Origin of the sequence: Arthrobacter sp. StoSoilB20, assembly GCF_019977295.1 — a bacterium.
Taxonomy (GTDB): domain Bacteria; phylum Actinomycetota; class Actinomycetes; order Actinomycetales; family Micrococcaceae; genus Arthrobacter; species Arthrobacter nicotinovorans_A.
The window spans coordinates 590,990-616,545 of sequence record NZ_AP024651.1; the positions used below are offsets into that span (position 1 = coordinate 590,990).

At 62.2% G+C, this 25,556-nt stretch carries 20 protein-coding genes and 1 pseudogene; 7 read left to right on the forward strand and 14 right to left on the reverse strand.

Annotation, left to right across the window (positions count from 1 at the left end; all coding sequences use genetic code 11):
• Window positions 1-80 precede the first annotated feature (80 nt).
• Window positions 81-818 (reverse strand): hypothetical protein, encoded by a 738-nt coding sequence (locus LDN85_RS02850; RefSeq protein ID WP_223944537.1) that lies wholly within the window; start codon window positions 816-818, stop codon window positions 81-83.
• 125 nt (window positions 819-943) lie between these two features.
• On the opposite strand from LDN85_RS02850, the gene LDN85_RS02855 reads away from it, so the two are divergent.
• Window positions 944-2,530, forward strand: a complete 1,587-nt coding sequence (locus LDN85_RS02855) for a molybdopterin-dependent oxidoreductase (RefSeq protein WP_223944538.1) — start codon at window positions 944-946, stop codon at window positions 2,528-2,530.
• A gap of 35 nt (window positions 2,531-2,565) precedes the next feature.
• Complete coding sequence (locus LDN85_RS02860; RefSeq protein ID WP_223944539.1) at window positions 2,566-3,339, forward strand: class I SAM-dependent methyltransferase; 774 nt, start codon at window positions 2,566-2,568, stop codon at window positions 3,337-3,339.
• Between the two features lie 908 nt (window positions 3,340-4,247).
• Here the strand turns inward: LDN85_RS02860 and LDN85_RS02865 are convergent.
• The 7 genes from LDN85_RS02865 to LDN85_RS02895 form a co-directional block, all read right to left on the reverse strand.
• Entirely contained in the window at window positions 4,248-5,069 is an 822-nt protein-coding gene (locus LDN85_RS02865; RefSeq protein WP_223944540.1) for a hypothetical protein, read from the reverse strand.
• Between the two features lie 26 nt (window positions 5,070-5,095).
• On the reverse strand, window positions 5,096-5,521 hold the full coding sequence (locus LDN85_RS02870; RefSeq protein WP_026542277.1) for a peptidase inhibitor family I36 protein: 426 nt from the start codon (window positions 5,519-5,521) through the stop codon (window positions 5,096-5,098).
• A gap of 34 nt (window positions 5,522-5,555) precedes the next feature.
• The gene (locus LDN85_RS02875) at window positions 5,556-8,546 is read right to left on the reverse strand and encodes a carboxypeptidase regulatory-like domain-containing protein (RefSeq protein ID WP_223944541.1); all 2,991 of its coding nucleotides are present in this window, start codon (window positions 8,544-8,546) and stop codon (window positions 5,556-5,558) included.
• A 104-nt stretch (window positions 8,547-8,650) separates the two neighbouring features.
• Entirely contained in the window at window positions 8,651-9,607 is a 957-nt protein-coding gene (locus LDN85_RS02880; RefSeq protein WP_223944542.1) for a carbohydrate kinase, read from the reverse strand.
• Window positions 9,608-9,734: 127 nt separating this feature from the next.
• Window positions 9,735-10,529 (reverse strand): ATP-binding cassette domain-containing protein, encoded by a 795-nt coding sequence (locus tag LDN85_RS02885; protein ID WP_091553772.1) that lies wholly within the window; start codon window positions 10,527-10,529, stop codon window positions 9,735-9,737.
• Window positions 10,526-11,572, reverse strand: coding sequence for an ABC transporter permease (locus tag LDN85_RS02890; protein WP_026548149.1), 1,047 nt, complete (start codon window positions 11,570-11,572; stop codon window positions 10,526-10,528). Before LDN85_RS02890 ends, LDN85_RS02885 begins: the two co-directional genes overlap by 4 nt.
• Before the next feature lie 111 nt (window positions 11,573-11,683).
• Complete coding sequence (locus tag LDN85_RS02895) at window positions 11,684-12,796, reverse strand: substrate-binding domain-containing protein (protein WP_026548148.1); 1,113 nt, start codon at window positions 12,794-12,796, stop codon at window positions 11,684-11,686.
• Between the two features lie 176 nt (window positions 12,797-12,972).
• Between LDN85_RS02895 and LDN85_RS02900 the strand changes: the two genes are divergently transcribed.
• Together LDN85_RS02900 and LDN85_RS02905 are read left to right on the forward strand one after the other, a co-directional pair.
• The gene (locus LDN85_RS02900; RefSeq protein WP_091553769.1) at window positions 12,973-13,971 is read left to right on the forward strand and encodes a LacI family DNA-binding transcriptional regulator; all 999 of its coding nucleotides are present in this window, start codon (window positions 12,973-12,975) and stop codon (window positions 13,969-13,971) included.
• A 63-nt stretch (window positions 13,972-14,034) separates the two neighbouring features.
• The gene (locus tag LDN85_RS02905; protein WP_223944543.1) at window positions 14,035-14,328 is read left to right on the forward strand and encodes a putative quinol monooxygenase; all 294 of its coding nucleotides are present in this window, start codon (window positions 14,035-14,037) and stop codon (window positions 14,326-14,328) included.
• Window positions 14,329-14,389: 61 nt separating this feature from the next.
• Here the strand turns inward: LDN85_RS02905 and LDN85_RS02910 are convergent.
• The 6 genes and pseudogenes from LDN85_RS02910 to LDN85_RS02935 all read right to left on the reverse strand — a co-directional run bounded on the left by LDN85_RS02910 (window position 14,390) and on the right by LDN85_RS02935 (window position 21,627).
• Window positions 14,390-16,938, reverse strand: a pseudogene (locus LDN85_RS02910) (GH32 C-terminal domain-containing protein).
• Between the two features lie 313 nt (window positions 16,939-17,251).
• Complete coding sequence (locus LDN85_RS02915; RefSeq protein ID WP_223944544.1) at window positions 17,252-17,857, reverse strand: TetR/AcrR family transcriptional regulator; 606 nt, start codon at window positions 17,855-17,857, stop codon at window positions 17,252-17,254.
• Between the two features lie 44 nt (window positions 17,858-17,901).
• Window positions 17,902-18,660, reverse strand: a complete 759-nt coding sequence (locus tag LDN85_RS02920; protein WP_223944545.1) for a MerR family transcriptional regulator — start codon at window positions 18,658-18,660, stop codon at window positions 17,902-17,904.
• Between the two features lie 76 nt (window positions 18,661-18,736).
• Window positions 18,737-19,387: a PadR family transcriptional regulator gene (locus LDN85_RS02925; RefSeq protein WP_026542287.1), complete on the reverse strand. Its 651-nt coding sequence runs from the start codon at window positions 19,385-19,387 to the stop codon at window positions 18,737-18,739.
• 306 nt (window positions 19,388-19,693) lie between these two features.
• Entirely contained in the window at window positions 19,694-20,515 is an 822-nt protein-coding gene (gene nadE, locus LDN85_RS02930) for an ammonia-dependent NAD(+) synthetase (protein WP_026542288.1), read from the reverse strand.
• Window positions 20,516-20,607: 92 nt separating this feature from the next.
• Window positions 20,608-21,627 carry a LacI family DNA-binding transcriptional regulator gene (locus LDN85_RS02935; RefSeq protein WP_223944546.1) on the reverse strand — a complete coding sequence of 340 codons (1,020 nt, stop codon included), beginning with the start codon at window positions 21,625-21,627 and terminating at the stop codon, window positions 20,608-20,610.
• Window positions 21,628-21,856: 229 nt separating this feature from the next.
• On the opposite strand from LDN85_RS02935, the gene LDN85_RS02940 reads away from it, so the two are divergent.
• The 3 genes from LDN85_RS02940 (at window position 21,857) to LDN85_RS02950 (ending at window position 25,553) form a co-directional block, all read left to right on the forward strand.
• Window positions 21,857-22,702, forward strand: a complete 846-nt coding sequence (locus LDN85_RS02940; RefSeq protein WP_223944547.1) for a sugar phosphate isomerase/epimerase family protein — start codon at window positions 21,857-21,859, stop codon at window positions 22,700-22,702.
• Between the two features lie 46 nt (window positions 22,703-22,748).
• Entirely contained in the window at window positions 22,749-23,756 is a 1,008-nt protein-coding gene (locus LDN85_RS02945; protein WP_223944548.1) for a Gfo/Idh/MocA family oxidoreductase, read from the forward strand.
• A gap of 258 nt (window positions 23,757-24,014) precedes the next feature.
• The gene (locus tag LDN85_RS02950) at window positions 24,015-25,553 is read left to right on the forward strand and encodes an ABC transporter substrate-binding protein (RefSeq protein ID WP_223944549.1); all 1,539 of its coding nucleotides are present in this window, start codon (window positions 24,015-24,017) and stop codon (window positions 25,551-25,553) included.
• Window positions 25,554-25,556: the final 3 nt, after the last annotated feature.

Genomic DNA, 25,556 nt, shown 5'->3' on the forward strand with positions numbered 1-25,556 from the left:
CGAAGCAGGCTAGTGCATCTTGAACATCTGTTCAAGGAAAATTATGAACAAATGTTCAAAGTGACGCGGCCATGCAGGCCTCAACGGGCATTGATGGAAATGCTCTTGCGGATCTCGGGAAGGGTGGCCTTGAGGGTGTCGAGGGTGGGGCAGAGGGCTTCAACCCTGACTGTGACCGCCGGCTTGTTGAAGGTCCTGACCGCGGTGTATCCATAAGCGTCGCCAGATGTGTATGTCACGGCCAGCATGTCCACTTCATGGCTGCCGCCGATGCCATAGCCCAGCGTCGCGTCCTTGGCATTGGCCATGAGGTCCGTCTTGCCGGGGAAGAGGATGGCGAGGATCTCCTGGGTTGATGCCTTGTCGTCGCCGGCAACGAGCTCGGCGGGATTGTTGCGCGCCTGGACCGTTCGCACCTTGCAGCGCGTGTTGCCGGAGGTGAAGGTCATTATCCCGTCCGTTGCCATGCGGCTGTAGTCGGCTTCCCAGCCGGCAGCTGGGTCCGTCAGTGAGCTGGCGATATCGGGGGTGTGTCCACCATTTTCATCGCCGATGATCCTGTTGCCGTTGGTCCAGGAAAGATCTTCGGTTGCCGGATCGAGCCTCCCGGTGGCGGTGTCGCTGTCAGTCTTTGCCTCCCCGCTGGCTGAAGCTGCGCTTGGGTGCGGACTTTGTGACCCGGCGGAGTTTGTTGCAACGGGGGTGGAAGTGTTGATCGGAGCCGGCGCTCCGATGCTGCAGCCTGCCAGTGCCGTGATGGCAAGAATGGACGAGAACAGTGCAAAGAACTGCGTGCGGGATGGGCTTGGCGTGGTCATATGGTTCCTTTTCCTGTGCGCTTACCCCGAGGCAACTTACCTGCTTCAGGTGAATATCTATCGACTGGATTAATCTACCAGTTGGTTGCACCCATCCCTGCTTCCGCGCGCTACGAACTACTTGCATGAAAAAGCTCGGACTCCGGACCAAAGGCCCCGAAACCATGGCAGCGTTGGCAGGCGTGGTGTCTGCCGCCGTCGTGCTGGCCGTCGCCGAGCTGATCGGTGCCTTCTTCACCGCCAGGGCGACCCCCGTATTCGCCCTGGGATCAACGTTCATCGACTTCACTCCACCGTGGATGAAGGACTTTGCGATTGCCACGTTCGGCACTAACGACAAAGCCGCGCTCTTCGTGGGCATGGGCTTGACGATCGCTCTGCTGGCCTGTGTCCTGGGCATAGTGGCCTACAAGAAGTGGGCGCTGGGCGTCCTGGGCGTGCTGTTCATGGGTGCCGTGATTGTGGCCGCCGTTCTGACCCGCGCAGGCGTCGGCTTGGTCGACGCCATCCCCTCCGTCCTGGGAACCATCGCCGGCCTGATCGCCCTCCGCCGGCTCATAGTGCCGCTGTGGAGGCTGAAAGCATGGCCGGAGGCTCCAGCTGACGTGGCGGCCGACGCCGACAAACAGGTTGGCGGGGCCGGCACCAGCCGTCGTCGCTTCTTCGCCGCTGCCGGAGTCACCGCCGTTGCTGCCGGAATTGCGGCCACCGGTGGGCGGCTCTTGGGCGCAGCACGGAACAACGTTGCCCAGGTCCGTGATGCGCTGCGGCTGCCGGCACCGATCAAGGCGGCAGCTCCCGTGCCGGCGGGTGTCCAGTCCCCGGTGGCAGGAGTCTTCCCCTGGTTGACGCCGAACAACGAGTTCTACCGCATTGATACGGCCCTGAGCGTCCCCGAAATCAACGTCAACGATTGGTCGCTGCGTGTACACGGCATGGTCGAGGAAGAGGTCACCCTCACCTTCCAGGACCTGCTCGACGCCGACCTGATCGAATCACACGTCACCCTCACCTGCGTCTCCAACCCGGTGGGTGGAAAGCTCGCTGGAAACGCCAAATGGCTGGGCCTTCCCATCCGCGAAGTCCTGAAAAGGGCCAAGCCCAAGGATGGTGCGGACATGGTGCTCTCACGCTCCATCGACGGTTTCAGCGCCTCCACTCCGCTGGACGTCCTGCAGGATGACCGTGATGCCATGCTGGCCATCGGCATGAACGGTGAGCCACTTCCGGTGGAGCATGGTTACCCCGTGCGCATGGTGGTTCCCGGGCTGTACGGCTTCGTTTCCGCCACCAAATGGGTAGTGGAACTGGAGGTCACCCGCTTCGCTGACAGCAAGGCCTACTGGACCGAACGCGGCTGGTCAGAGCGTGGTCCCATCAAGACCATGGCACGCGTGGACGTACCCAAATCCTTTGCCAAGTTCCCTCCCGGAAAGGTCGCCGTGGGCGGCACAGCCTGGGCCCAGACCCGCGGCATCACCAAAGTGGAAGTACAGATCGACGACGGAGAATGGGTGGAAGCAACCCTCTCCGACGAAGCCTCCACCATCACCTGGCGGCAGTGGTCCTATGAATGGGACGCAACACCCGGCCTCCACTACGTCAAAGCCCGCGCCACCGACGGCACCGGCGAAACCCAGACCGACAAACTCGCCGATCCCGTGCCCGATGGAGCCTCGGGTTGGCCGTCGGTGATGGTGACGGTGGAGTAGGTTTTCGGATCCCTGAGTCGTGAGAGCATCATGGAGTGATCGACGACACTTCGCCTAAACTGCCGCCCCTGTATGAGTCCCTCACCTGGCTCACCCCGCTTTCGGAGGAACGTGCCGCCCACCTTGTGGCGTTCTTGTCCGACCCGGCCCCGGCTGAGGTTCTGGACATGGGGTGCGGATGGGGAGAACTGCTTCTTCGGGTTTTGGCGTCGGCCCCGCAGGCTCGGGGACGCGGAGTGGACTGTGCCTCCGCATTCATCGACCGGGCGACGCAGCAGGCATCCATCCGTGGACTGCTGGATAGGGCGACGTTTGATTCGAATCCTGGGGCAGAAGGCCAGCACCGCCCCGCAGACGCTGTCATCTGCATCGGCGCGAGCCAGATCTGGGGACCGCCGGTAGAGGACGCGCAGCCCCTCGACTACGCCGCAGCACTCCGTGCCCTTCGAACTCTGGTTCTTCCTGGCGGCCGGCTCGTCTACGGAGAAGCGATCTGGTCGGCAACACCGCACCCGGCTGCTACCGCCCCTCTGGCTGGCCGTGATGACGAGTACCTGACAACCGAGGCGTTACGCGAGCAGATCCGCGCCGCCGGTTTCGAGGTGGTGGATGAGGACCAGGCGAGCATTCAGGAGTGGGACGTTTTCGAAGCCGGATTTCGTAACCGGTTTACCCGCTGGCTGGAGGCACATGATGCCGACCATCCCGCCGCAGATCAGGTCCGTCGGCAATACGAGGAACAGCGCGCTGCCTATGAAGAGGGCTACCGGGGCGTACTCGGGATGGCGTATTTCTGCCTCAAGGGCTAGGCGTCCGCTGCAACCCAAGTTGGGTGCCGTCAGGACTGCGTGTCAATAGCCCGGCCCACAGGAGCTTCTTAGATGAACTCTGACTCCCTATGGTTACTGCATGACCAGTCCACAGACCAGGCGTGCCTTGGCTTCAACTGAGTACGAAATCTGCCGGAAGATACTGGAGGCTTTCGGGGATGCGGACCTAATGGTGCAGCTTGAAAACGCAGAGGTGGTAGTTGGGCGCCTGCCAATGTTTCTCTAATGGCTATTTATCCGGAATTGAACACCCTTGGTGGTCCGAGGATATGCCCGGCGCCTGGCCCGATCCAACTAACGTCAAAATAGTAGGCTGGAGCACCCTGATCTAGCCCGCGGTTGGACGCGTCGTCCGTTGGGGCGAACGTATCGCGGCGCAAACTCACAGGGGTGGCAAAACAACGCTCGTTTCGCCAAATTCGAGTGTGACTTCGTTGGAGACGTCCACGTCGCCGGGGGTCTTGATCACATAGGTACGAGGGGCTAAATCGGCTGAACAGGCCTGCGCGGTATGCGAGCCAATGCCCAACTTTATGTGGTGGGCATTGAGGACCTCTATTGAAGACGGGAAGACCGGGCAGCTGGAACTGCCGCTGAGGACAACCGCAAACCTCGCGCCGGCGTCCAGCCAGCCCGCTACAGGAACAGGAGCGGGGAATGACGGATCCTCAGCCCAGGAACCGGGATCAGCTGTAATTGCTGCCGACGGAAGTCCTCCGCGAAATTCAGACTCGGAAATGGATGACGGAACGGCGGAACAGCCTGCGAGCAAAGCGGCCAAGCCGACGACGAAAAACCGAAAATTAGTCCCCATATAACCGAGGCTGCGGTGTCTAGGACTCATGTGCCGGCTGCGAGAGTGCATACTGCTGGGTGCTTCGACTGCGCTATCCGCAAGCCCAGTCGAACGTATCGGATTCCAGGTCGAATTGGGCATTGCCGCCACCGCCAAAGTTAAGCCCTGAAATCTCTTCCAATTCGAGGTACCAAGGAGTAAGCCCGTCAGGCATTGCTTGGATGGGAAAGGCCGTCCCGCCCAGGTGGCTCATGGCAAACAGGGGTTCTGCCCAGTCTGTGAGTCCGTCGCCTGTTGAGGGACTGACATATCCATCCGGGCCAACTTCATCTCCCCAGAGTTCGACGGGGGCCTTGCCGGCATTGGGATCGGCGCGCGGGATCAGCCAAATGTCTGTGGTTGGCTCGACGTTGTCCCAGGCGTTTGTACCTTCTGACTCATCCGCATGGTCACCCCCGGCACGAAGATCCGGGCGGGGCGCTGTTGGTCCGGCCGCCAATTCATCGTGGGTGAGCCAAAGGATCGCGAATTCTCCGTCGATCACGTCTCTTCGCCTCAGCAGGCCGGGATGGTCCTGGGCTGCTGCAAGGTCACGCAGGAAAGGATCGGCTGATTCCGCGCTGGGAATGGCAGATGTGTCTTCCACTGCAAACTGGCCCTCGCCGGCAAAGATGGCTATCCCAGGGGACTGTGGCCCGCGCCGTAGGAAGTCTGCGGGCAGCCAGAGAGTCAGCACATGCATCATCGGCAACCCGGTGTTGAGGCTGCGCGGCCAGTGTTCCCAACGAACGCCCGGACCATGGCCGCCTGTCCACCCTGAAGGCGGCTGGCTTGGCAGTGCAGCAACGGCAGTTCGTCCTGGCGCGTTGCCGACGCCATTGCCACAGCGAAAGGCCAGGTTCCAGGCGGTCATCGGCTCGAGGCCTCTCGCTGTGGTACTCATCGGTTTGCGCAGTTGCCTCTGTTGTCGATGTAGAACGAGGACACCTTGTTCTTCAATCCCAGGGCCTCGAGGTTCCATCGTCCGCCGGGTCCGATGCTGAGTGGGTTTCCGCCGCAATGGGAATCGTCGTAGACCCAGACAGTTTCGCTGGTGTTGTTGATGATCGAGGCGGCGTTGTTGTTGACCTGGACGTTCCATCCGTTCGCGCCGGCGGGGCCGTTGTTGAACAGTTCGTCACCCAGCCAACCGTCCGAGTACTGGGTGTCGGCGCGCGCCCCTTCGTAGTTGCTGTTGAAGTACAAGCACAGCCTCTCGTAGGGGCACGTTGAGCCGGCTTGAGCCGCGGGTGCGCCGGCAAGGAACGCCCCTGCTGCCAATCCAAGCAATGACACGGTCCCGGTGATTCGCTTGATGATTTTCATTGGTAGACCTTTCAATTTCCGGAGATTGACAACATCAGCCGATCAGGGCAGTGGCCGCAGAGTAGCGGGCCAATGCGGTGTAAGCAGTTTTGGTCCCGGTCACGCGTACTTTGATGGCGCTTCCCTTGTCCGCGGCAACCAGTTTGTACGTCTGGGCGGTGGCGCCGGTAATCGCAGTGCTGCCCCGGAACCACTGGTAAGTCAGTGTGACAGGCGCCGGACCCCACACACCGGGGGTCGCCGTGAGCGTGCTGCCCACGGTCGCGGTACCAGCGATGGTTGGGGTGGGCCCGGTCAGCGTGCCCGCCGCCACGGCCGCAGTCGCCGCGGAGGTCTTGGCCGTCGTCGTGAATCCGGTCTTGCTTCCCGTGACCCGGACAGTGATGGTCTTGCCGAGATCGGTGGCAGTCAATGCGTAAGTAGCTGATGTGGCACCCGTGATCGCGATGCCACTCCGGAACCACTGATAGGCCAGAGTCACAGGGGCTGGGCCCCAGGCTCCTGGCACTGCCGTGAGCGTCGAGCCCACCTTCACGGTCCCGGAGATCGTCGGCGTCGGCGTGGTCAGGGTTCCCACCGCCACGGCCGCGGTGACCGCGGAGGTTTTGGCCGCCGTCGTGAATCCTGCCTTGGTGCCGGTGACCCGGACGCTCATGGTTTTACCAAGGTCGGTGGCAGTCAATGTGTAGCTGGCAGACGTAGCCCCGGTAATGGCAACACCAGTCCGGTACCACTGGTAAGCCAACGTTACGGGAGCCGGTCCCCACGCCCCTGGAACAGCTGTGAGCGCAGAGCCCACCTTTGCCGTCCCGGAGATCGTCGGGGTGGGAGCGGTCAGTGTGCCTCCCGCCACGGCAGCAGTGGCAGTGGAGGTTTTGGCCGCGGTGGTGAATCCGGCCTTGGTGCCAGTGACCTGAACGGTCATGGTCTTGCCCAAGTCGGCGGCAGCCAATGCGTAGGTGGCCGATGTGGCACCTGTGATCGCAACGCCACTGCGGAACCACTGGTAGGCCAGCGTCACCGGGGCAGGTCCCCATGCGCCGGGAACAGCGGTGAGCGTCGAGCCAACTTTCGCTGTTCCGGATACGGTCGGCACCGGTGCGGTCAACGTGCCCGCCGCGACGGCTGCGGTCGCAGCGGAAGTCTTCGCCGTCGTCGTGAATCCCGTCTTGGTTCCGGTGACCCTGACGGTCATGGTCTTGCCCAGATCCGCGGCAGCCAAGGCGTAAGTAGCTGACGTGGCACCTGTGATGGCGACACCGCTGCGGAACCACTGGTAGGCCAGCGTCACCGGGGCAGGTCCCCATGTCCCGGGAACAGCGGTGAGCGTCGAGCCAACTTTCGCTGTTCCGGAAACGGTGGGAACAGGAGCAGTCAGGGTCCCTGCGGCGACAGTGACGCTGGCCTGGCCGTAGTAGGGCTGCAACGGCCAGTCGTGGACGCTGAGCCGTACCGTGACTTTCTTGCCTGCGTCGGAAGCCTGGAGGAGGAACGTGGGGCCATTGGTCCTATGGTCCTGCACTCCGTTGACGAACCAGTCGTAGTAGGGGCCAAAATCAGGTGCAGGGGTCAAGGTGCCGTGGTCAACGGTCAGGGTGTTCCCGGCGACCGGCGTGCCCAGAAGGGTGAAGGGCTTCGAAGCCGTGACAGCCTCGGCGCCGGATTTACCGCCGTGAACCGAGGTGGTGTACGAGGCATAGCCGGTCTTGGTCCCGGTGACTTTGGCCCAGATGTCGTAGCCGGCATCGGCGGCGGTGGGAGTGTAGACAGTGGTGGTGGCGCCGGGAATGTCTTGGGCGACTACGCCGTCCTTGGAACGCTGCCATTGGTAGGCGAGCGTCACCGGAGCCGGACCCCAAACGCCGGGATCGACCGTCAGTTTCTGTCCGGCCTGGGCTGAACCATAAACAAACGGCCTGTCAGGCGTCAGCGACAACCCTGCAACGTCCAGCTGCATGGTCAGCTTGATGCGCTGGCCGGCAGCAGTTGCCGTCAGGACGGTGGCCGTGTCCAGCGTGGCAGTGTTGTCATAGCACTCGGCCTTGTATCGCTTTTCGCGGGGTGCGCCCTCGTAGACAGTGTCCGAGACGCAGAGCTTGTACTTCCTGCCTACTGTCATGCGCCAGTAGATCTTGCCCTGCGCGTCCGAGGTCAGCGGTCCCATTTGGGGACCTTCCCATGCTGCAGTTGCGTCGTTGTAGACGTACGGGCTGTAGCCGACGTCGGCAATCGGCGCACCCGCGGGATCGACGACGGTGGCCTCCATGACGGTTTCATCCTTGAGGACGAAGTTCACGTTGGTCCATTTGACCCCCGCGGGGACGGTGGCAACGGTGTAGGTATCCACCATTGCCGTGCCGGTCCAGTATTGCTCCAGGTAGAGGCGCTGGCCGGACTCGTCCCGGACGCTGATGTATGCCTGATTGGGCGGGATCTTTGTCAGGGTGAAGTAGCCGTTGGCATCGGGCTTGGTGCTGCTGATCTGTCCGCCGTTGTTGGGCGAGGCTGAAACGGACACAGCAGTCAGTGGCTGGCCGGCCTTATTGGTGACCCGCCCGGTCATGCTGCCGAAGGCTTCCAACTGCGGGTTGAAAGTGGTGGTGGGGGCAGCGTCGGTGACGGCAACCGGCGTCGAACCGTAGGAACTGGACTGGTTGCCGTTCCACTCATCCGCGTAGGTGGCCGAACAGGGCCCGGTGCTGCAGGTTGTCCAGATCTTGTAGCTGCCGGCCGCAGGCACGGTGAAACTGTACGAGCCATCGGCCGCGGACCAGGCGCCGGCCACGTAGGAGGCCCGTTCGTCGTTGGTGTATGCACCCACCCAGACGTCGCCCAGCGGAGTTGCCGTTGCGGTGGCTGTCAGTTTTCCCTTGACGACTCCCTTGAAGGTGTACGTCGCGGCCGAAGCGGGCGCAGCGCCGGCGAAGAGGCCCGCAGCCACCAGGACGACTGCCGTCAGGATGGCCCACACCCCCTGCCGCGTACTTCGAATCGGATGGTGGGCGGCACGTCGCTGCAACGGCATGGGTATGGTCCTTTTCCCCAAAAAAGTGACTAAAGGGGACCGAGTGGTCCACTGACATCGTAGGCGTCGGCCCGCAGCAGTGCCATGGGGAGTTCTGCCCCGGCCTAGACGACGGCCAGGGGCTGCTGTTTGAGTCCTTCCAAACGCGCTTGAAGTTCATCGGAGGTAGGAGGATTGGCGCCGGGCCTGCTGACGGTGATCGCTGCGGCCACAGCTGCTGTTTGTCCGATGTCGCCGAGGGCTGTTGGTGCAAACGCCTTTTCACCCCGGGCCAGCAGCTCAAAGATGAGGGCGGCCATGTAGGAGTCACCGGCACCGATGGTGTCCGCGACGTTGGTCTTCACAGAGGGAATGGTGGCGCGCGCCCCCGGAGCGGCAAGGAGTGCTCCTTCAGCGCCACGGGTGATGACGGCCATCCGGGCGCCGTGGTTGAGCAGGCGGGAGGCGACGTCGTCCGGCGAGGACCCTGTATAGAGCCACTGCGCGTCCTCGTCGCTGAGTTTGATGACGTCAATGAGGGGGAGCAAGTCCTCAAATGTCTGTTGTGCTTCGGCGTGGCTGCCAAGGAGCGCTGGACGGATGTTGGGGTCGTAGGTGACCAGGCATGAGTCGTGGCTCTGCTCAAGGAGGGTTCGCACGCTGGCCGCTCCCGGGGCGAGGAACGTGGCGATGGATCCGGTGTGCAGGACTTTCGGGATCATGGCCGGTGCCACGGGTGGGAGTTCCCACAAGATGTCGAACTCGTAGCTTGCCGAGCCGTCCGCTGCGAGGGTGGCGGTTGCTGTGGCGGTGCGTGTGAGGGAGGTTGATCCGGGAAGCAGTTGGACACCGGCGCTGTGAAGGTGGGAGGTGATGGCGGCGCCGTGTTCGTCCTCGCCGATCGCTGTGAGCAGCCCGGTGGGCACGCCGAGGCGGCCCAGGCCGTAGGCGACGTTGGCGGGTGACCCGCCAGGGTAGCTGATGCGTCCTTCCCGGGTATTCACAATGTCCACCAAGGCCTCGCCGATAACGAGGACGTCCAGTGGGTTTTGGGCTGATCCGCCCGGGTAAGGGTTGTGCATCTTGGTTCTTTCGTCGGGTTGCCGCCTGATCGGTGGGGCGGCAGGGATGGATCCGTCCGCGGACCTGGTGGCAGGTCCGCGGACGGGGACAGGAGTTCCGTGTGGAACGGAAAGCCCGGTGCGGCCGTCAGGCTTTTGCCGCACCTGTCATGATGGCGACGGCGTCGGTCATGGTGTGGGATTGCGGGGTGATGGTCGCCGCGCACTTGCCCAGGCGCTGGATGTGGATGCGGTCTGCAACATCGAACACATGCGGCATGTTGTGGCTGATCAGGATAACCGGCAGGCCGCGGTCGCGGAGGTCCCGGACCAGTTGGAGCACCTGGTTGGATTCACGGACACCCAAAGCGGCTGTCGGCTCATCGAGAACCACCACTTTGGATCCGAACGCCGCTGCACGGGCCACAGCAACGGCCTGACGCTGGCCACCGGAAAGGTTCTCCACCGGTACGGTGACATCCTGCAGGGTGGAGATGCCCAGCCGTGTCAGTTCTTCCTTGGCTTTCCGTCGCATGCCCTTGGTGTCGAGCATCCGGAACAGGCTTCCCAGTGGTCCGGGGAGACGCTCTTCGCGGCCGAGGAACAGGTTCGAGGCAACGTCCAGGGCCGGCGAAACGGCAAGGTTCTGGTAGACGGTCTCGATGCCGTGGACGCGGGCGTCCTGGGGCCGCTTGAAGTGGACCTGTTGTCCGGAGACGAAAAGCTCCCCGGTGTCGGGAACTTCAGCGCCCGTAAGGCATTTGATGAGCGTGGACTTACCGGCGCCGTTGTCGCCGATGACGGCCAGGACTTCGCCGGGGTAGAGGTCCAGGCTGACGCCGTCGAGACCTACAACGCGGCCGAACGTCTTGACGAGGTTCCTGGCTTTGAGGATGGGCTCGCGGGTTTCGGTGCGGGGAGCTTCAAATTCTGTGGTGGTCATGACTTGACCTTTCGGATCCACTGATCGACGGATACGGCAATGATGATCAGGATGCCTACAGCGAGGGTCTGATAGAGGACGTCCAGGCCGGCGAGGGACAGGCCGTTGCGGAATACACCAACAATCAGCGCTCCGAGCAACGAGCCCCAGATCGAGCCGCGCCCGCCGAAGAGGCTGGTGCCGCCAATCACGACGGCGGTGATGGAGTCCAGGTTCAAATCGACGCCGGCGTTCGGGCTGGCAGCGTTGGTGCGGCCGATCTGGATCCAGGCACCTACAGCCAGGACTGCGCCGGCGGCAAGGTAGACGCTCATCAGGACCCGGTTGACGGGAATGCCGGCGAGGCGGGCCGCTTCCTTGTCATCACCCACAGCGTAGACGTGCCGTCCCCAGGCGGTCTTGCCCAGGATGAAGGCAACGGCCACATACAGGAGCAGCATCATGACCACGCCGGTTGAGATACGGACCGGGCCGATCGGGAAGGTGCTCCCGAGCCAGGTGAGCATGTCCGGCATTGCCGAGCCACGCACGGTGCTTCCGCCGGAGTAAAGCAGCGTCAAAGCGATGAAGATGTTCAGTGTTCCCAGCGTGACGATGAACGGGGGCAGCCGGAACCTTGTTACCAGGAATCCGTTCAGGGCACCGGAACCGAGTCCGACGACGAGGCCGGCCAACAGTGCAATGGGACCCGGGAGGCCGTTGCTGACGGCAAGCTGCGCGATCACCATGGACGACAGGATCATCACTGCGCCCACGGAGAGGTCGATTCCCGCTGTCAGGATGATCAAGGTCTGGGCGATTGCCAGGGTGCCGACCACGGCAACCTGCTGGGTGATCAGGGAAAGGTTCTCAACGCGGAGGAACCGGTCATTGAGGAGCCCGAAGACAACCACGGCGATCAGCAGGACAATGGCCGGGCTGAGGGCGGGGTAGCGGTGGAGGATGTTGCGGATTTTGCTGAGGGGGGTCTGTCGGTCAAGGAATTCCTCGGCCAAGTCAGCATGCCCGGCGCTCGGGGGGCCGGCGGTCTGTTGCTGGGTCACTTTAGGTTGCTCCTGAACTTCCATGTTCTGTAACTGCTGGTACCCGGAGAGGCGCTGCTTGGTGCGCTGCTTTAGGCGCTGCTTGGTGCGCCTCCCCGGGGTGGAATGGGGTTACTTGCCCCAGCAGATCTGGGATGCTTCGGTGGTGGTGATGCTCTTGACGCCATCGGCGGGCTTGTCAGTGACCAGCTCCACCCCGGTGTTGAAGAAGTCCAGGCCCTCGGAGTTGGCCGGCTTTTTACCCGTCTTTGCCAGGTCAACAATTGCCTTTACGCCCAGCTCGGCCATCTTGACCGGGTACTGCTGCGCAGTTGCTCCGATCACGCCGGACTTGACGTTGTTTACGCCGGTGCAGCCGCCGTCAATGGAGACGATCAGGACATCCTTTTCCTTGCCGGCGGACTTCAGGGCCTCGAAGGCGCCAGCTGCAGCCGGCTCATTGATCGTGTAGACAACGTTGACATTGGGGTTCTTGGCCAGCAGGGTTTCCATTGCCGTACGTCCACCGTCTTCGGCGCCCTGGGATGCCTGGCTGCCGACGATCTCGTACTCGCCGCCCTTGCCTCCGGTGTATTTTCCGGTCTTGGCTTCGTCGCCGTTCTTCTTCTTATCCGCGGTGTCGATGCCCAGTCCGGTCAGGAAGCCTTGGTCGCGGTTGTAATCCACCGAGACCACCTTGTCGTCAAAGAGGTCAATGAGGGCGATGACGGCTTTCTTGCCCGCCAGTTGCTGAGCGGTCCACTTGCCGATCAGCTCGCCGGCGTTGAAGTTGTCCGTGGCGAAGGTGATGTCCGCGGCGTCGGCCGGGTCCGGGGGAGTGTCGAGCGCAATAACGAACAGGCCGGCGTCCTTGGCCTTCTTCAGGGCATCGACGACGGACGGGCCGTTGGGGGTGATGAGGATTCCCTTGTCACCCTTGGAAATAGCATTTTCAATAGCCTGGATCTGGGTGTCCTCGTCGCCGTCGGCCTTGCCGGCAGCAAGCTTGAGGTCGACGCCGTCGGCCTCTGCAGCCTTCTTCGCGCCATCCTGCATGGAAACGAAGAATGGGTTGGACGTGGTCTTGACGATCAGCGAAACGCCGATCTTTTCATCGGAGCCCCCACTGGCTGAAGGGGTGGAGCCGCCTCCGCAGGCTGTGAGGCTAAGTGCGCCGAGCGTCAGGACTGCGCCGGCGGCAAGAAGGCGGGTCCGGGCGGACTGCTTGACTGTGGAACTCAACATTGAAACTCCTGTTTTTGTGGCTGTTGGCGGCGCATCTTCTGCGGCTGACAACGTTGTCAGGTAACATGTAAGCAAGCTCACACGATAGAGTCAAGTATTAAATCAAGGTGAGGAGCAGCAAGTTGACAACGGTGTCTAATCGTTACCAACCGGATTCCGGGCGCAAGCGCCCAACGATGAAGAACGTGGCGGATCTTGCCGGCGTTGGGATCAAGACGGTCTCCCGCGTAGTCAACGACGAGCCGGGGGTCTCCGAGGCCACGCGGCAGCGCGTCATCCGGGCCACCGAACAACTGCAGTACCAACTGGACATCACCGCCGGCAGCCTCAAGCGTTCCGGACGCAAGACCCAGTCCATAGGCCTGCTGCTCCCGAGCGTGTCCAACCCGTTCAGTGGAGAAATCCACAGGGCCATGGAAGACGCCCTGGCTGTGCGCGGAATTGCCGTCTTCGCCGCCAGCCTGGATGACGATCCCGAGCGGGAGAAGAAGCTTATTTCAGCTTTCCTGGGCCGCAGGGTTGACGGGCTTGTCCTGACCACCATTGCCAAGAGCCAGGCCTACATGATCCCGGAGCACTCCCGGGACCTGCCACTGGTATTCATTGACCGTGAGCCGGCGGGTATCGAAGCTGACGCGGTAGTCACTGACAACGAAGTCGGTGCGGCAAACGCGGCGGCCCACCTCATCGAGCACGGACATACCCAGCTGGCCTACCTTGGTGACCGGACGGATATCCAGACTGCCGGGAAGCGCCGGACGGGATTCCTGGACGGCGTCGGGCGTGCAGGCATTTCCACCTCCGGTGTCGCAGTTCGGGAGAACCTTCACGATGAGGAAACCGCCTTTCGGGCCGCTCACGAACTACTCACCTCGGAAAACCCTCCGACGGCGATTTTCTCCAGTCAGAACCTGGTGACCTTTGGCGCAATGCGGGCCCTTAAAGCCCTTGGACTGCATCACAGGATTGCCCTCATCGGGTTCGATGATTTCACGCTGGCCGACATGATGGACCCCGGGATCACCGTGATCGCCCAGCACCCTGAACGCATCGGCAAGCTTGCAGCTGAGCGGATCCTTGCACGGATCGACGGCGACGCGAACCCCGCCCGGACCTATGTCATCCCCACCGAATTGATACAGCGTGGCTCCGGTGAAATCCGTCCCCTCAGCTGATCCGGACAAATACTCCTCCAGGCAAGAAAAACAATCCCACAGCAACCAAGTAAAGGACTGGCTATGACCAAAACACTGTGTGCAGAGTTCACCGTCAAGGAAGGCAGTGAATCCCGCGTCGCGGAAATGATGGCTACGCTCACGGAGCACGTTCGGAACGAACCGGGGAACGTGATGTTCCTGCCTTACACGCGGGAAACCAACCCGCGCGAGTACTTTGTCTTTGAGGTCTACAAGGACGAGCAAGCATTCCAGGAGCACATCGGTGCCGATTACGGCCGGGAGTTCAATGCGGAACTGGCCGAACACATCGAAGGCAATGGCTCTGAGCTGACCTGGTTGAAACCACTGGCATAGCCATGATGCAAAGGAAGGCGGCCGGCAAATGCCGGCCGCCTTCTTTGTCATGCGGGGAGTGTTACTTCTTTCCCGGAAGGAACATTGACCCTTCCATGGGGGTCACGGTGAGGGACTTCAGCTGCGCAGTTCCACCCTCCGCGAAGAGCGCCATCTTGTCCGCTCCGGGGTTGGGGAATACTTGATCGGTGATGGTCCGGAGGCCGTCACCAGCGAATACTTCCACCGATGAGCGGTCCACATACACCTGCAGGGTGACATTGCCCTTCTTATCCAGGGTGACAGGGGCGTCCTCAATCGAAGGGAAGGCCGGATGGAAAGTGGTGTTTCCGGACTTTGTGCGGTCAACAAAGACCTTCCCGGTGCTGGAGTCGTAGCCGATGACGGTGGAGGAGTTGCCGTCGCCCAGTACTGTGATGCCTGACTTTTTCGCCGTGCCGGGCGCAAAAGTGATGTCGACGCGTTGTACCTGACCTGATGCGGACGCGGGCAGCGGGGTTGTTCCGGCCTTGATGGCGCCGCCCTTCTTGTCCGTGTAGCTGGGCCTTTTCGCGAGCTTGTCCACTTGCTTGACCACGTTTTGGGCCAGGCGTGGCCCGTCAGGTGTCTGGGTCAACTGCACCTCCCGGGGCAGCGACATCGCACTGCGCCAAGGGTTGGTGGGGATGTTGTTGGCGTAATCCCAGTTGTTCATCCAGCCGAGCATGACCCGCTTGTTATCGGGCATGTTGGAGAAGGACACTGCCGCGTAGTAGTCACGGCCGTAGTCCAGCCAGTCGTAGGACTCCAGCCGGGACTTGGCTGCCGTGGAGCTGGCCGTGAACTCGTCAGCGAGAATGTGCCCCCACCCGAATCTGTTGTTGTCGACCACCTTGATGTGTGCCTGTTGGCCGACGAATTCCTTCACATCCCATGAGGCCCAATCCAGGCTTTCACTGTCGTTGCCGGTGGTGCTACGGACAACTTGTCCGTTGACCACCAAGTTCACCGTCTCCTCGTCGGACCGGAGGACCGCGGCGGTGTCCGTGAGCATGACGTGGTCAAGGGTCAGGTGGCCCCACCCACCCGTAGCTTCGTCAACGATCCGCAGTTGGGCATTCTGTCCCGCGAACTCCGAGACGTCCCAGCCTTTCCAGTTCAGCAATCCCGCATTGTCACCCGCCAGGGAGCGGACCACATTGCCGTTGACGAGCAGCTGAACGGCCAGGGTCTGGCCGGAGTCCGCCGCACGGTTGCCGCCTCCCACCAGCATGGACATGAAGTTCTTTGTGATCGGGAAGGCGGGGGAGGTAAGGGTGCCCTGGCGGTCGTCGCCGGGCACGGCGCCGGTTTCGAACGTGTTGATTCTCTTGGCGCCGATGTAGTAATCCCCGCCGCTGGTGGCTGGCTGGAAATTGGGGGTCAGATCGCCTGTTCCGGCCCAGCCGGCAGTGGCCAGCGTTGTGCCGTCGGGAACCTCGAAGCCGTCAAACTTCAACTCTCCCGGGGGCGGGGTGTTGTCCAGTTTGTCCGAGACGCGGGGGTGCTTGCCGCCGCCGACGAGGAAGTTCAGGTAGTCGTCGGTGACCGTAACGTTGGTGACTGCATGGAACCCATGGGCCAATCGCCGTCGTTGAATGAGTTGATCAGCCCTGGTCCGGCGAATCCGGTCACTGGACTCTGCCCGGGCAGGGAGCCTGCAGCGGGAGCATCACCAAAAGGCCCGTTCTTCCAGTTGCCTGCCTCGTTGTTGAGGGCCCAGCCGTTATAGGTGCCGTCGTTGAAGCCTGCCAGGGGCGTGCCGGCCGGTGCCTCGGCCGCTGGCTCGGTGGTTTCGGAAGTGAAAGTGGTGCCGTCAAAGTTCCCCACGAAGTACTGACCGGCCGAGCCTCCGGCGACGCCGCCAGGGTTGATATTGACCACCATGACCCACTTGATGTTGTTCTTGTTCCCATCCACCGCCAGCGGGAACAGATCCGGGCATTCCCACTGCCCGCCGGTGGCGTTGGCGGGCCCGAATTCGCTCAGGGCAGTCCAGTCCTTGAGGTTGCTGGACTTATAGAGGACAACCTTGTGATCCTGTGATTCGACAGCCGTCATGACCCAGTAGCCGCCGCCGGACGGGTTGTCGTACCAGAACACCTTCGGGTCCCGGAAGTTGGCTGAATTGCGGTTCAGCACAGGGTTTCCCGAGTACTTGGTCCACGTCCGGCCATCATCGACGCTGTAGGCCAGGGACTGGGCCTGCAGGCCGCGGTACGGGGAAGGTTCCTTATAGGCGCTGGTGTAGATGGCTACCAGTGCCGGGTTTTCCTTGGTCCCGAAGCCCGATGTGTTGTCTTTATCAACCACTATGCTGCCGGAGAAGACGTCCTCCTGCGCATCCGTGGAGAGGGCAAGGGGCTGCTCCTCCCAGTGCACCAGGTCCTTCGAGGTCGCATGCCCCCATGACATATTTCCCCATGTGTTCCCGGAAGGGTTGTGCTGGTAGAACAGGTGGTAAACGCCCTTATGGAAAACCATCCCGTTGGGGTCGTTCATCCAATTCTTCGCGGGGGTGTAGTGGTAAGCAGGTCGAAACTCTTCGCTTCCCACTTCCGATGCCGCAGAGGCCGGAGCAACACCGGCCATGATGCCGGAAAGCGTCAGGCCCGCCAGCGTTAGCGCAGACGTCGCTGCCCGCACCCTATTCATCGTTGATTTAGTCATGGTCTTCCAGGCGCCCTTCATCGCGCGTGCCTATCCCCAAATAGACAACGTTGTCAGTGCTAGGAAAGCTACGATATGTCCATTGGACAAGTCAACGGTCTAGGCGGTATTCGAATTTGATCCCAAGAAATAGAACGAGTTGGACAGCGTTGTCACCTCGGAATTGCCCATGGGCGCGCCTTGGAAGGCAGACGACGACGGCTGTGCTGCCGCCGTCGTCGTTTCTTCCTGAGGACTAAGGCCCGGGCTGGTGCTGCGAAGGGGCGAAGGCAATCTCTTCCGTGCGGGCAATTCCGCGCTCGATTGCTGCCTTGTCGATCCCCAGGAGGGTGGTGAGCCACATCCCGTTCTGCACCACCACGATGTCGGCCGCCCGCTCCCGGCCCTCATCAGGGGACAGCCCGGGAATGGCATTGCCGATCAATGCCGCAAGCCCTTGCAGATACCTGTCAAAGGCTGCGGCGTTGATCCGGGCAAACTCCTCGTCGGCTTGGGCGAGGGCCCACAAGTGGAGGCGGAGTGAAAGGTACGGCGTGGTCAGGAGCCCCGGGTCGGCAACGCGACGAAGGGAGCCGCGGAGTTGTTCGTCCGGGGTTGAGGTAGGCGACGGCTCCACCAGCAGGAGGTCATGCTCTTCGATCTGGTGGAGCACCGCGCGGATCAAACTCGATTTGTCTTCGTAGTAGTAATTGACCAGCCCGAGTGCGACGCCGGCTTCACGTGCCACAGCCCGCATGTTGATGCCCGAAATGCCGTGGCGGGACAGCAGCTCCAGTGCCGCTTCGAGAATGCGCTTCTGCCTGTCTACCTGTTGGCCGGACTTCGCGGTGCTTGTACCCATTCCGCCACACTATTGCCTAACCCCGGTCACCGCATCCTGAGCGCCTAGAGGTTCTTTTCGGCATAGATCCGCAGGGCATCCCTGACGAATGACGCTCCCGTTTCCCCGCCGTAATTGGCCGCAAACCGGGGGTCCGCTACATACATTTCACCGAGTCCCGTGACGTAACCTTTGACGTCTCCGCCAGGTACCGCCGTCGGGGTTCCCGGGATGCCGCTGAGCCACTCGACGTGACGGCGAGCCAGGTCCTGCGCTTCGGTACTGTCAGGTGCAACTCCGGACTCTGCTGCGGACATCCAGTCCGTACCAAGCCTCTGGACGCGGTCCTTCCATTCCTGCTTTTGGTCTGCGCTCATCCCGCGCCACCATGAATCACTGGCGGCATAGGCGTCCTTGCCCCAGCGCTCCTCCACCTCGTCTTTGTACTGAGTGTGGTCGAAGCCGTCAAACATCTCCTGTGCCATGTACTTTCCATCCCCTTTCATTGTGTCGATGGTTTGCCGAACGGAGGCGATCTGCCGGGTCAGCCTGTCCTGCTCCTGTGCGAGCCACTCCAGATGGCTGCTCAGCGCTTTGACGGTGTCCGTCTCGCGATCCAGTACTTCGGCGATGGCCGGCAGGCCAAGTCCGAGTTCCCGGAGCAGGAGGATGCGCTGGAGCTGAACCAGCGCCGGACCGTCATAGTGGCGATAGCCGTTATGACCGGTCCGGCTTGGTTTCAGCAGCCCGATGTCGTCGTAGTGACGCAGCGTGCGGCTGGTTGTTCCTGCGATCCTGGCGATTTCCTGGATTGACCAGTCCATGCGTCCCCCGTTCTGTGCTTGTACTTCGACAGTAGAGGTTGACGTTACGTCAAGGTCAAGAGGACCTCAGCAGGCATTAGTCGGCCAGGATCAGGTAGAGCGCCCGGCGGGTTTCGTCGAGCTTTTCGATCGCTGCCTGCCGCTGTTCCTCAGTAGCCGCTGAGCGGAACTGGTGGATGACTCCCATGAGCTTGCCGACGCTTTGGTGGAAGGCCGCCCCTGTTCCATCGGCCTCGGTGTTCCAGGCGTTGGCAAGTTCTTCCTCGTGCTCGGCGACGTAGGCCTTGCCGTCGTCAGTAAGCGTGAACTCGGTGCGGCGGCCTTCGCCGACGGCGACGATCAGTTCCTCGTCCACCAGCTGCTGCAGCGTGGGGTAGACCGAGCCGGGGCTGGGACGCCAGGCACCGGATGTCTTCTCCGCGATGGTCTTGATCAGGCCGTAGCCGTTGGACGGGGCCTCTGCCAGGAGCGAGAGGATCGCTGCCCGGACGTCGCCACGGTTGGCTCGACGTGAACCGCCGGGACCGAAGCCCCTTGGTCCGAAGCCGGGGCCAAAACCTGGGCCGAAACCGCCCGGACCGAAGCCCGGACCAAATCCGCCACCACCGTGACCGCCCGGACCACGCCGGCCTTTGCCTCGATTGAAGCGGCCTCTGCCATGCCCGTGTTCGGGATGTCCGTGGTCGTGCTCAGGGAATGAGTTGTTGTTTTCGTTGATGCCTTTCATAGCAGCATCGTCCTTTCGGTTGTGAATCACCGAAGAAGTATCGGCGATAGTTAACGATATATCGGTAACTATCGGGACGTCAAGAGCTGAGCGTGGGGAAGTGGGTGGGGGATGTGCGAGAAGGTTGGCCGGAGGGGTGGGGGATGTGCGAGAGGGTTGGCCGGAGGGGTGGGGGATGTGCGAGAGGGTTTGTTAAAGCACGACGGCGGGTGCGGACTTCCGTACGGAAGCCGGCACCCGCCGTCGTGGTTTGTCAGCGCGGTGGTTCTGAACGCCGTAGTTCTGAATGCGGTGGTTTTGGTGCGCTTATTTCCACCAGGTATCGAAGATGGTCACTGGAACGGTGCGCTTGTGGCGCGTCCGGAGGTACTTCTGTTCGATGAGTTCGGCCACTGCGTCGGTGACGTCGCGCCCTTCGAGGTAGTCGTCGATCTGGTCGTAGGTGATGCCGAGCTCGTCTTCGTCGGTGCGGCCGGGCTTGTCGTCCAAGAGGTCGGCGGTGGGAACCTTCTGCCACAGGCGGGCGGGAGCGCCCAATTCGGCAAGGAGTGTCCGGTTCTGGCGCTTGTTCAGGCCGAACAGCGGAAGGATGTCGGCACCGCCGTCGCCGTACTTGGTGAAGAAGCCCGTGACGGACTCGGCGCCGTGATCGGTACCGATCACCAGGTAATTGTGTTCGCCGGCCAAAGCGTACTGCGCGATCATGCGGGCACGGGCCTTGGTGTTGCCCTTATGGAAGTCTGAAATTTCGGCGCCGGTGGTCTTCTGGAATTCGTCCTCGAAACCGTCAACGGCGGGGGCGATGTTAAAGGTCCACTCGGTCTTGGCTTTGATGAAGTCCAGTGCGGCCTGGGCGTCGTCTTCGTCGTGCTGGACGCCGTAGGGGAGCCGGACAGCCACGAAGTTCGCTTCCACGCCGTCGGCCTGGAGCTCCTCGACAGCCAACTGGGCCAAGCGCCCGGCAAGGGTTGAATCAAGGCCTCCGGAGATACCCAGGACAAAGCCCTTGGTGCCGGTTGCCTTGACGTAATCCTTCAGGAAGGCAACCCGTTGCCGGATCTCCTCCGCAGGATCGATCCGGGGCTGGACGCCCATTTCTTCAATGATCTTTTCCTGGAGTTCGCGCATGGTCCAACACTAGTCAGCCGTGTCACGAACGCTCAACCATATTGCACTGGTGATTCGGCTGCGCTGATGATTCGCTCAGGCGGCGATTCACCCTAAGTGGTGGGCGCAGGACCCGTTGAGCCCCGGACCGTGAGGTGGGTGGGCATGACGGAGCGGTTCCGGTTCCCGCCCCCGGAGAGTGGATTCAACTGGGCCAGCAGCATTGATACGGCCACCCTGCCGGCCTGCTCAATGGGCGAGCTCATGGTGGTCAGCGGCGGATTGCAGAAATCTGCCCCGAAGATGTCGTCACAGCCCACGATGCTCATGTCCTCGGGCACCCGGAGGCCGCGTTCGCGGAGCCGTTGCAGCATGCCGATGGCAATCAGGTCGTTGAAGACGATGCAGGCAGTGACCCCGCTGTGGACGGCGGCGTCGGCGGCGGCTGCGCCTGATTGGGTCTTGGGCGCGAACGGTCCAAGCCGGCGGACCTCGACTCCGCGTTCCTCCGCGGCTGCGGAGAGTGCGTCCCATCGCCGGGCGCTGGACTGGGACACGGCCGGACCGGAGACGTAGGCAACGGATGTGTGGCCCCAGGAAATCAGGTGGTCCAGGGCTTGTGGCATGGCCGAGGGGGTGTCGATGATGACTGCCGGGACGCCGTCGACGTCGCGGTTGACGGTGACCATCGGCATCAGGGCGGCGGCAGCGGCAAGCGAGTCGTCGTTGAGTCGCGATGCTGCCACAATGACGCCGTCGGCACTCTTGCGCAGCTGCTCCAGCGTGCTCGCCTCAACTTCGTCCGACTCCTCGGTATCCACCAGCAACTGCGTGTAACCGGCGGCCTTGAGCTGCAACTGGGTACCGCGGATGAGGTCGAAGTAGAAGGGGTTGGTGATATCCGGAACCAGGACGCCAACAGCTCCGGTCTTCCCCGAACTCAAGGCTTTCGCCTGGGAGTTCGGTGTGTAGTTGAGTTCGACGGCGGCAGCCTGGATCCGCTCCCGGGTGCGGATATTGACGCGCTCAGGATTGGCGAGGGCCCGTGAAACAGTGGACGCCGCAACGCCGCACAGCGCAGCGATGTCATGGATGGTGGCAGGCCGGCCTGTCGCCATGGGTTGCGTCGCCATGGGCGTTCCTCTCTGAACAGCAAACATGGGCGTTCCTTCCGGAACGACAAAAGATCATTCGGCTGTGACCACTGCCACACCGTGGGTCAAGAATGCCACAGCTTGGCCGGATATGGCAATCGGTTGTCAACTTCGTGCCAAGATGGCTAAACTCGTGGGGACAAGACACTCCTGTGAACTGCGTCACCGTGCTCCGGCCGGTGGCATCACGGGCTACCTAGGAGAATTCGTGACCCACCCCCAAGCCGTGTGGAGCCTGTCCGGTTTCGGCGACGAAGTAGATCCAGATCCCTCTGTCCAGGCCGCCGTGCTGCTGGCCCTCGGCGCAGGTCACATCGAAGTCCGCAGCGCCTGGGGCACCAATGTGTCCGAGCTGGAGCCCGATGCTGTCCACCGACTCAAGGAAATACTGGACCAGAACGGACTCAAGGTCTCGGCCGTGGCCAGCCCCATCGGCAAAGTGGACGTCAGCCTGCCGGTGGAGCACGAACTCACCCGGCTCCGCCAGATCATCTCCGTCGCCAAAGCCCTGGACACCCAATACGTCCGCATCTTCTCCTTCTACCGCGGTGAGGACCAGAGCCAGGAAGAGGTCCGCGATGCTGTGATGGAACGGATGACCGCCTTGGCCTCTGAAGCAGAAGCCGGCGGCGTGGTTCTGCTGCACGAAAACGAGAAGGGCATCTACGGCGACACCCCTGAACGAGTCCTGGACATCATGGAAACAGTTGGTTCGCCGGCGTTGCGGGTCGCTTGGGACAACGCCAACTTCGTCCAGGTAGGCGTCAAGCCGTACACCGAGGGCTATGCACTGCTCCGCCCCTACTTTGAATACCTGCAGGTCAAGGATGCGATCGCCACTACAGGCGAAGTTGTTCCCTCCGGCGAAGGCGACGGCGAACTGGACGCCACCATTGCTGCCCTCGCAGCCGATGGCTACACCGGCTTCGCGTCCCTGGAGCCTCATCTGGCCAGTGCCCACGAACTCGGCGGATACTCCGGCCCGGTAGCGTTCGGCATCGCAGCCCGGGCCTTTGCCGGCCTGGCAAGCAAGAACGGCGTGACCCTGGCCTGACGGCCGGCCCCCAACAATTCAGCATCATCCTTCGAAGGAGCAGGACATGCCTACAGCGGCAGTTATCGGTTGCGGCGACATCTCGACCGTCCATTTCCAGGCACTATCGACGTTGGGGGACGTGGAGTTGGTGGCCGTTTGCGACACCGACCCCGAAAGGCTGGAAGCGGCGGCAGCCACCCACGGCGTCCCCGGCTACGCGGACTACCTGGACATGATCCAGAAGGTGCGTCCCGACGTCGTCCATGTCTGTACGCCGCACCACCTCCATGCCTCGGTGGCGGCTGACTGCCTGGAGCGCGGCGTCAACGTGATCGTCGAAAAGCCGCTGGCCCATACGCTGGAGGAGGGGCGGCGGCTGGTCGAGGTGGCCGAACGCAGTCCGGCGAGGATCGGCGTCTGCTTCCAGAACCGCTACAACGCGACGTCGCAAGCAATGCATGAACTGCTCGACGGCGGCACGTTGGGTCAGGTGGTCGGCGCCTCGGCAACCGTGATGTGGCACCGGGACGGCAGCTACTACCGCAGCCGCCCATGGCGCGGCACCTGGGCTGAAGGCGGAGGTGGCCTGATGATGAACCAGGCCATCCACACGGTAGACCTGCTCCAATGGCTGGTAGGTGATGTAGCCAAAGTGGAGGGCCACGCCTCTACGCGCTCGCTGGGTGGAGTGATCGAAGTGGAAGACACTGCCGAGTTCGTTGCCGAGCACGTCAACGGTGCGCGCAGCGTTTTCTACGCGACCCTGGCCAACGCCGCCAATGCTCCGGTGACCTTGGACATCGTTACCGAGAAGGCGACGCTCAGCCTGCGGGGCGACCTCACTGTGACCTATGCGGACGGAAGGGTTGACGTCATCCAGGAGCGGGTGGCGGAAACCGGCGGAAGGTCGTACTGGGGCGTATCCCATCAGCTGCTTATCGCCGACTTCTACGCAACGCTGGGGGAGCCGGGCCAGTTCTGGATCAACCCTGCCGAGGCAGGCAAGTCCTTGGGCATCATCAAGGACATTTACGCGCAGAGCTACCCGGACATGCTGGACCGGGTCGGCTGAGGCAACCGCAGCCAACCCAGAAAACACCGCGTGAAAACGCCTGAATTTCAAGGATTTCGCGCCGTTTTCACCCCACCACGGTGATGAATCCAGACGTCCCGCCCCGACGTTTGGCAACAATATAAGAAACTTTTGACAATCGGTTGCCAAGGCCGGGCAAAGTCCGTACTGTAAATCCCACACCCAATAAAAATGTGGTCCAGGCCACACACTCCAAGCTCTGACTCGCATCAGGCAAAGACTCAGTAGGAGCCGACAATGAAGTTAGGTCCCAAGGCGGCAGCAGCCGCCATCGTCCTTAGCGCCTCCCTGGCGCTCACCGCATGTGGTGGCGGGGGTGCCGGCGCCGGAAATGGCTCCACTGCCGGCAGCAAAACCGTCACGGCCCTGACCCTGGGCACCCTTCGGGACCTCACTTCCTGGGATCCGGCACAGGCCCACGTAGGCCACGCACTCCAGCCCTACCAGGCAGCTTACGATTCCCTGATCCTCCGCGAACCGGACGGCAAGCTCAGCCCCATGCTGGCAACTGCGTGGAAGTACAACGACACCAACACCAAGCTCACTGTTGACCTCCGCACGGACGTCACCTTCAGCGACGGAGCCAAGTTCGACGCCGCTGCGGCCAAGGCGAACATGGACCACTTCAAGAAGGCCAACGGTCCGCAGATGGCCCAGTTGAGCTCAGTCTCGGACGTTGCCGTGGTGGATGCCGACACGATCGACATCAACCTCACCGCACCTGAGCCCGCCCTGGAATTCTTCCTCAGCCAGGCTGCAGGCCTGATGGGGAGCCCGGCCGCACTGGGAACCGACGCCATCAAGACCGTTCCCGTAGGTTCCGGCCCTTACGTGATGGACAAGGCAGCCTCGGTGAAGGACTCCCAGTCCGTGTTCACCGTACGCGAGGATTACTGGAACAAGGACCTCCAGAAGTTCAAGAAGCTCACGCTCAAGATCCTCCTCGATCCCACGGCCCGCACCAACGCCTTGGTGTCCGGCCAGATTGACGCCACCCTGCTGGATCCCAAGAACGGCAAGCAGGCCGAGGGCGCCAAAATGAAGCTTGAAACCAACCAGGTCGACTGGTCCGGCCTGCTTCTGCTGGACCGTGACGGTACCAAAAACCCGGCACTGGCCAACGTCAAGGTCCGCCAGGCCATCAACCACGCCTTTGACCGTAAGACCATCCTGGACCAGGTCATGCTGGGACAGGGCACTCCCACCTCCCAGCCCTTCGGTAAGGACAGTGGTGCCTGGACCGAGGAGCTGGAGAACTACTACAGCTACGATCCCGAAAAGGCCAAGCAGCTCCTGAAGGAGTCCGGCTTCGAGGGCAAGGTCAGCATCGACGTTCCCACCCTCCCCGGTGGTGAAACCCTCATCTCGGTCATGAAGCAGCAACTGGCAGATGTTGGCATCACCCTGAACCCGGGTGCGGCAATCACCAACACCTTCACCTCCGATGTTGCCGCCCAGAAGTACCCGGCACTCTTCTACAACCTCTTCCAGGGACAGCCCACAGTGGCGATCGACCAGATCGTCTCCACCAAGGCCCTCTACAACCCGTTCAAGACCACCAGCCCCGAGCTGGAGGCCAAGATCGCGGCCGTGCGCACGGGTGGAGCTGATGCCGGCAAGCTGGCCCAGGAAGTGAACAAATACGTGGTGGAACAAGCCTGGTTCGCCCCGCTGTTCCGTGTGAACCAGATGTACTACCACAACGACAAAGTGAACGTCACGCCGCAGGTCCAGCAGGCCGTTCCGTCCATCTACAACTACTCGCCCGCCAAGTAGGAC

Bases quoted from the DNA above. Each gene is read 5' to 3' on its own strand.
- LDN85_RS02850 (WP_223944537.1), bottom strand. From the start codon at position 818: ATGACCACGCCAAGCCCATCCCGCACGCAGTTCTTTGCACTGTTCTCG.
- LDN85_RS02855 (WP_223944538.1), top strand. From the start codon at position 944: ATGAAAAAGCTCGGACTCCGGACCAAAGGCCCCGAAACCATGGCAGCG.
- LDN85_RS02865 (WP_223944540.1), bottom strand. From the start codon at position 5,069: ATGACCGCCTGGAACCTGGCCTTTCGCTGTGGCAATGGCGTCGGCAAC.
- LDN85_RS02870 (WP_026542277.1), bottom strand. From the start codon at position 5,521: ATGAAAATCATCAAGCGAATCACCGGGACCGTGTCATTGCTTGGATTG.
- LDN85_RS02875 (WP_223944541.1), bottom strand. From the start codon at position 8,546: ATGCCGTTGCAGCGACGTGCCGCCCACCATCCGATTCGAAGTACGCGG.
- LDN85_RS02880 (WP_223944542.1), bottom strand. From the start codon at position 9,607: ATGCACAACCCTTACCCGGGCGGATCAGCCCAAAACCCACTGGACGTC.
- LDN85_RS02885 (WP_091553772.1), bottom strand. From the start codon at position 10,529: ATGACCACCACAGAATTTGAAGCTCCCCGCACCGAAACCCGCGAGCCC.
- LDN85_RS02895 (WP_026548148.1), bottom strand. From the start codon at position 12,796: ATGTTGAGTTCCACAGTCAAGCAGTCCGCCCGGACCCGCCTTCTTGCC.
- LDN85_RS02900 (WP_091553769.1), top strand. From the start codon at position 12,973: ATGAAGAACGTGGCGGATCTTGCCGGCGTTGGGATCAAGACGGTCTCC.
- LDN85_RS02905 (WP_223944543.1), top strand. From the start codon at position 14,035: ATGACCAAAACACTGTGTGCAGAGTTCACCGTCAAGGAAGGCAGTGAA.
- LDN85_RS02915 (WP_223944544.1), bottom strand. From the start codon at position 17,857: ATGGGTACAAGCACCGCGAAGTCCGGCCAACAGGTAGACAGGCAGAAG.
- LDN85_RS02920 (WP_223944545.1), bottom strand. From the start codon at position 18,660: ATGGACTGGTCAATCCAGGAAATCGCCAGGATCGCAGGAACAACCAGC.
- LDN85_RS02925 (WP_026542287.1), bottom strand. From the start codon at position 19,387: ATGAAAGGCATCAACGAAAACAACAACTCATTCCCTGAGCACGACCAC.
- nadE (WP_026542288.1), bottom strand. From the start codon at position 20,515: ATGCGCGAACTCCAGGAAAAGATCATTGAAGAAATGGGCGTCCAGCCC.
- LDN85_RS02935 (WP_223944546.1), bottom strand. From the start codon at position 21,627: ATGGCGACGCAACCCATGGCGACAGGCCGGCCTGCCACCATCCATGAC.
- LDN85_RS02945 (WP_223944548.1), top strand. From the start codon at position 22,749: ATGCCTACAGCGGCAGTTATCGGTTGCGGCGACATCTCGACCGTCCAT.
- LDN85_RS02950 (WP_223944549.1), top strand. From the start codon at position 24,015: ATGAAGTTAGGTCCCAAGGCGGCAGCAGCCGCCATCGTCCTTAGCGCC.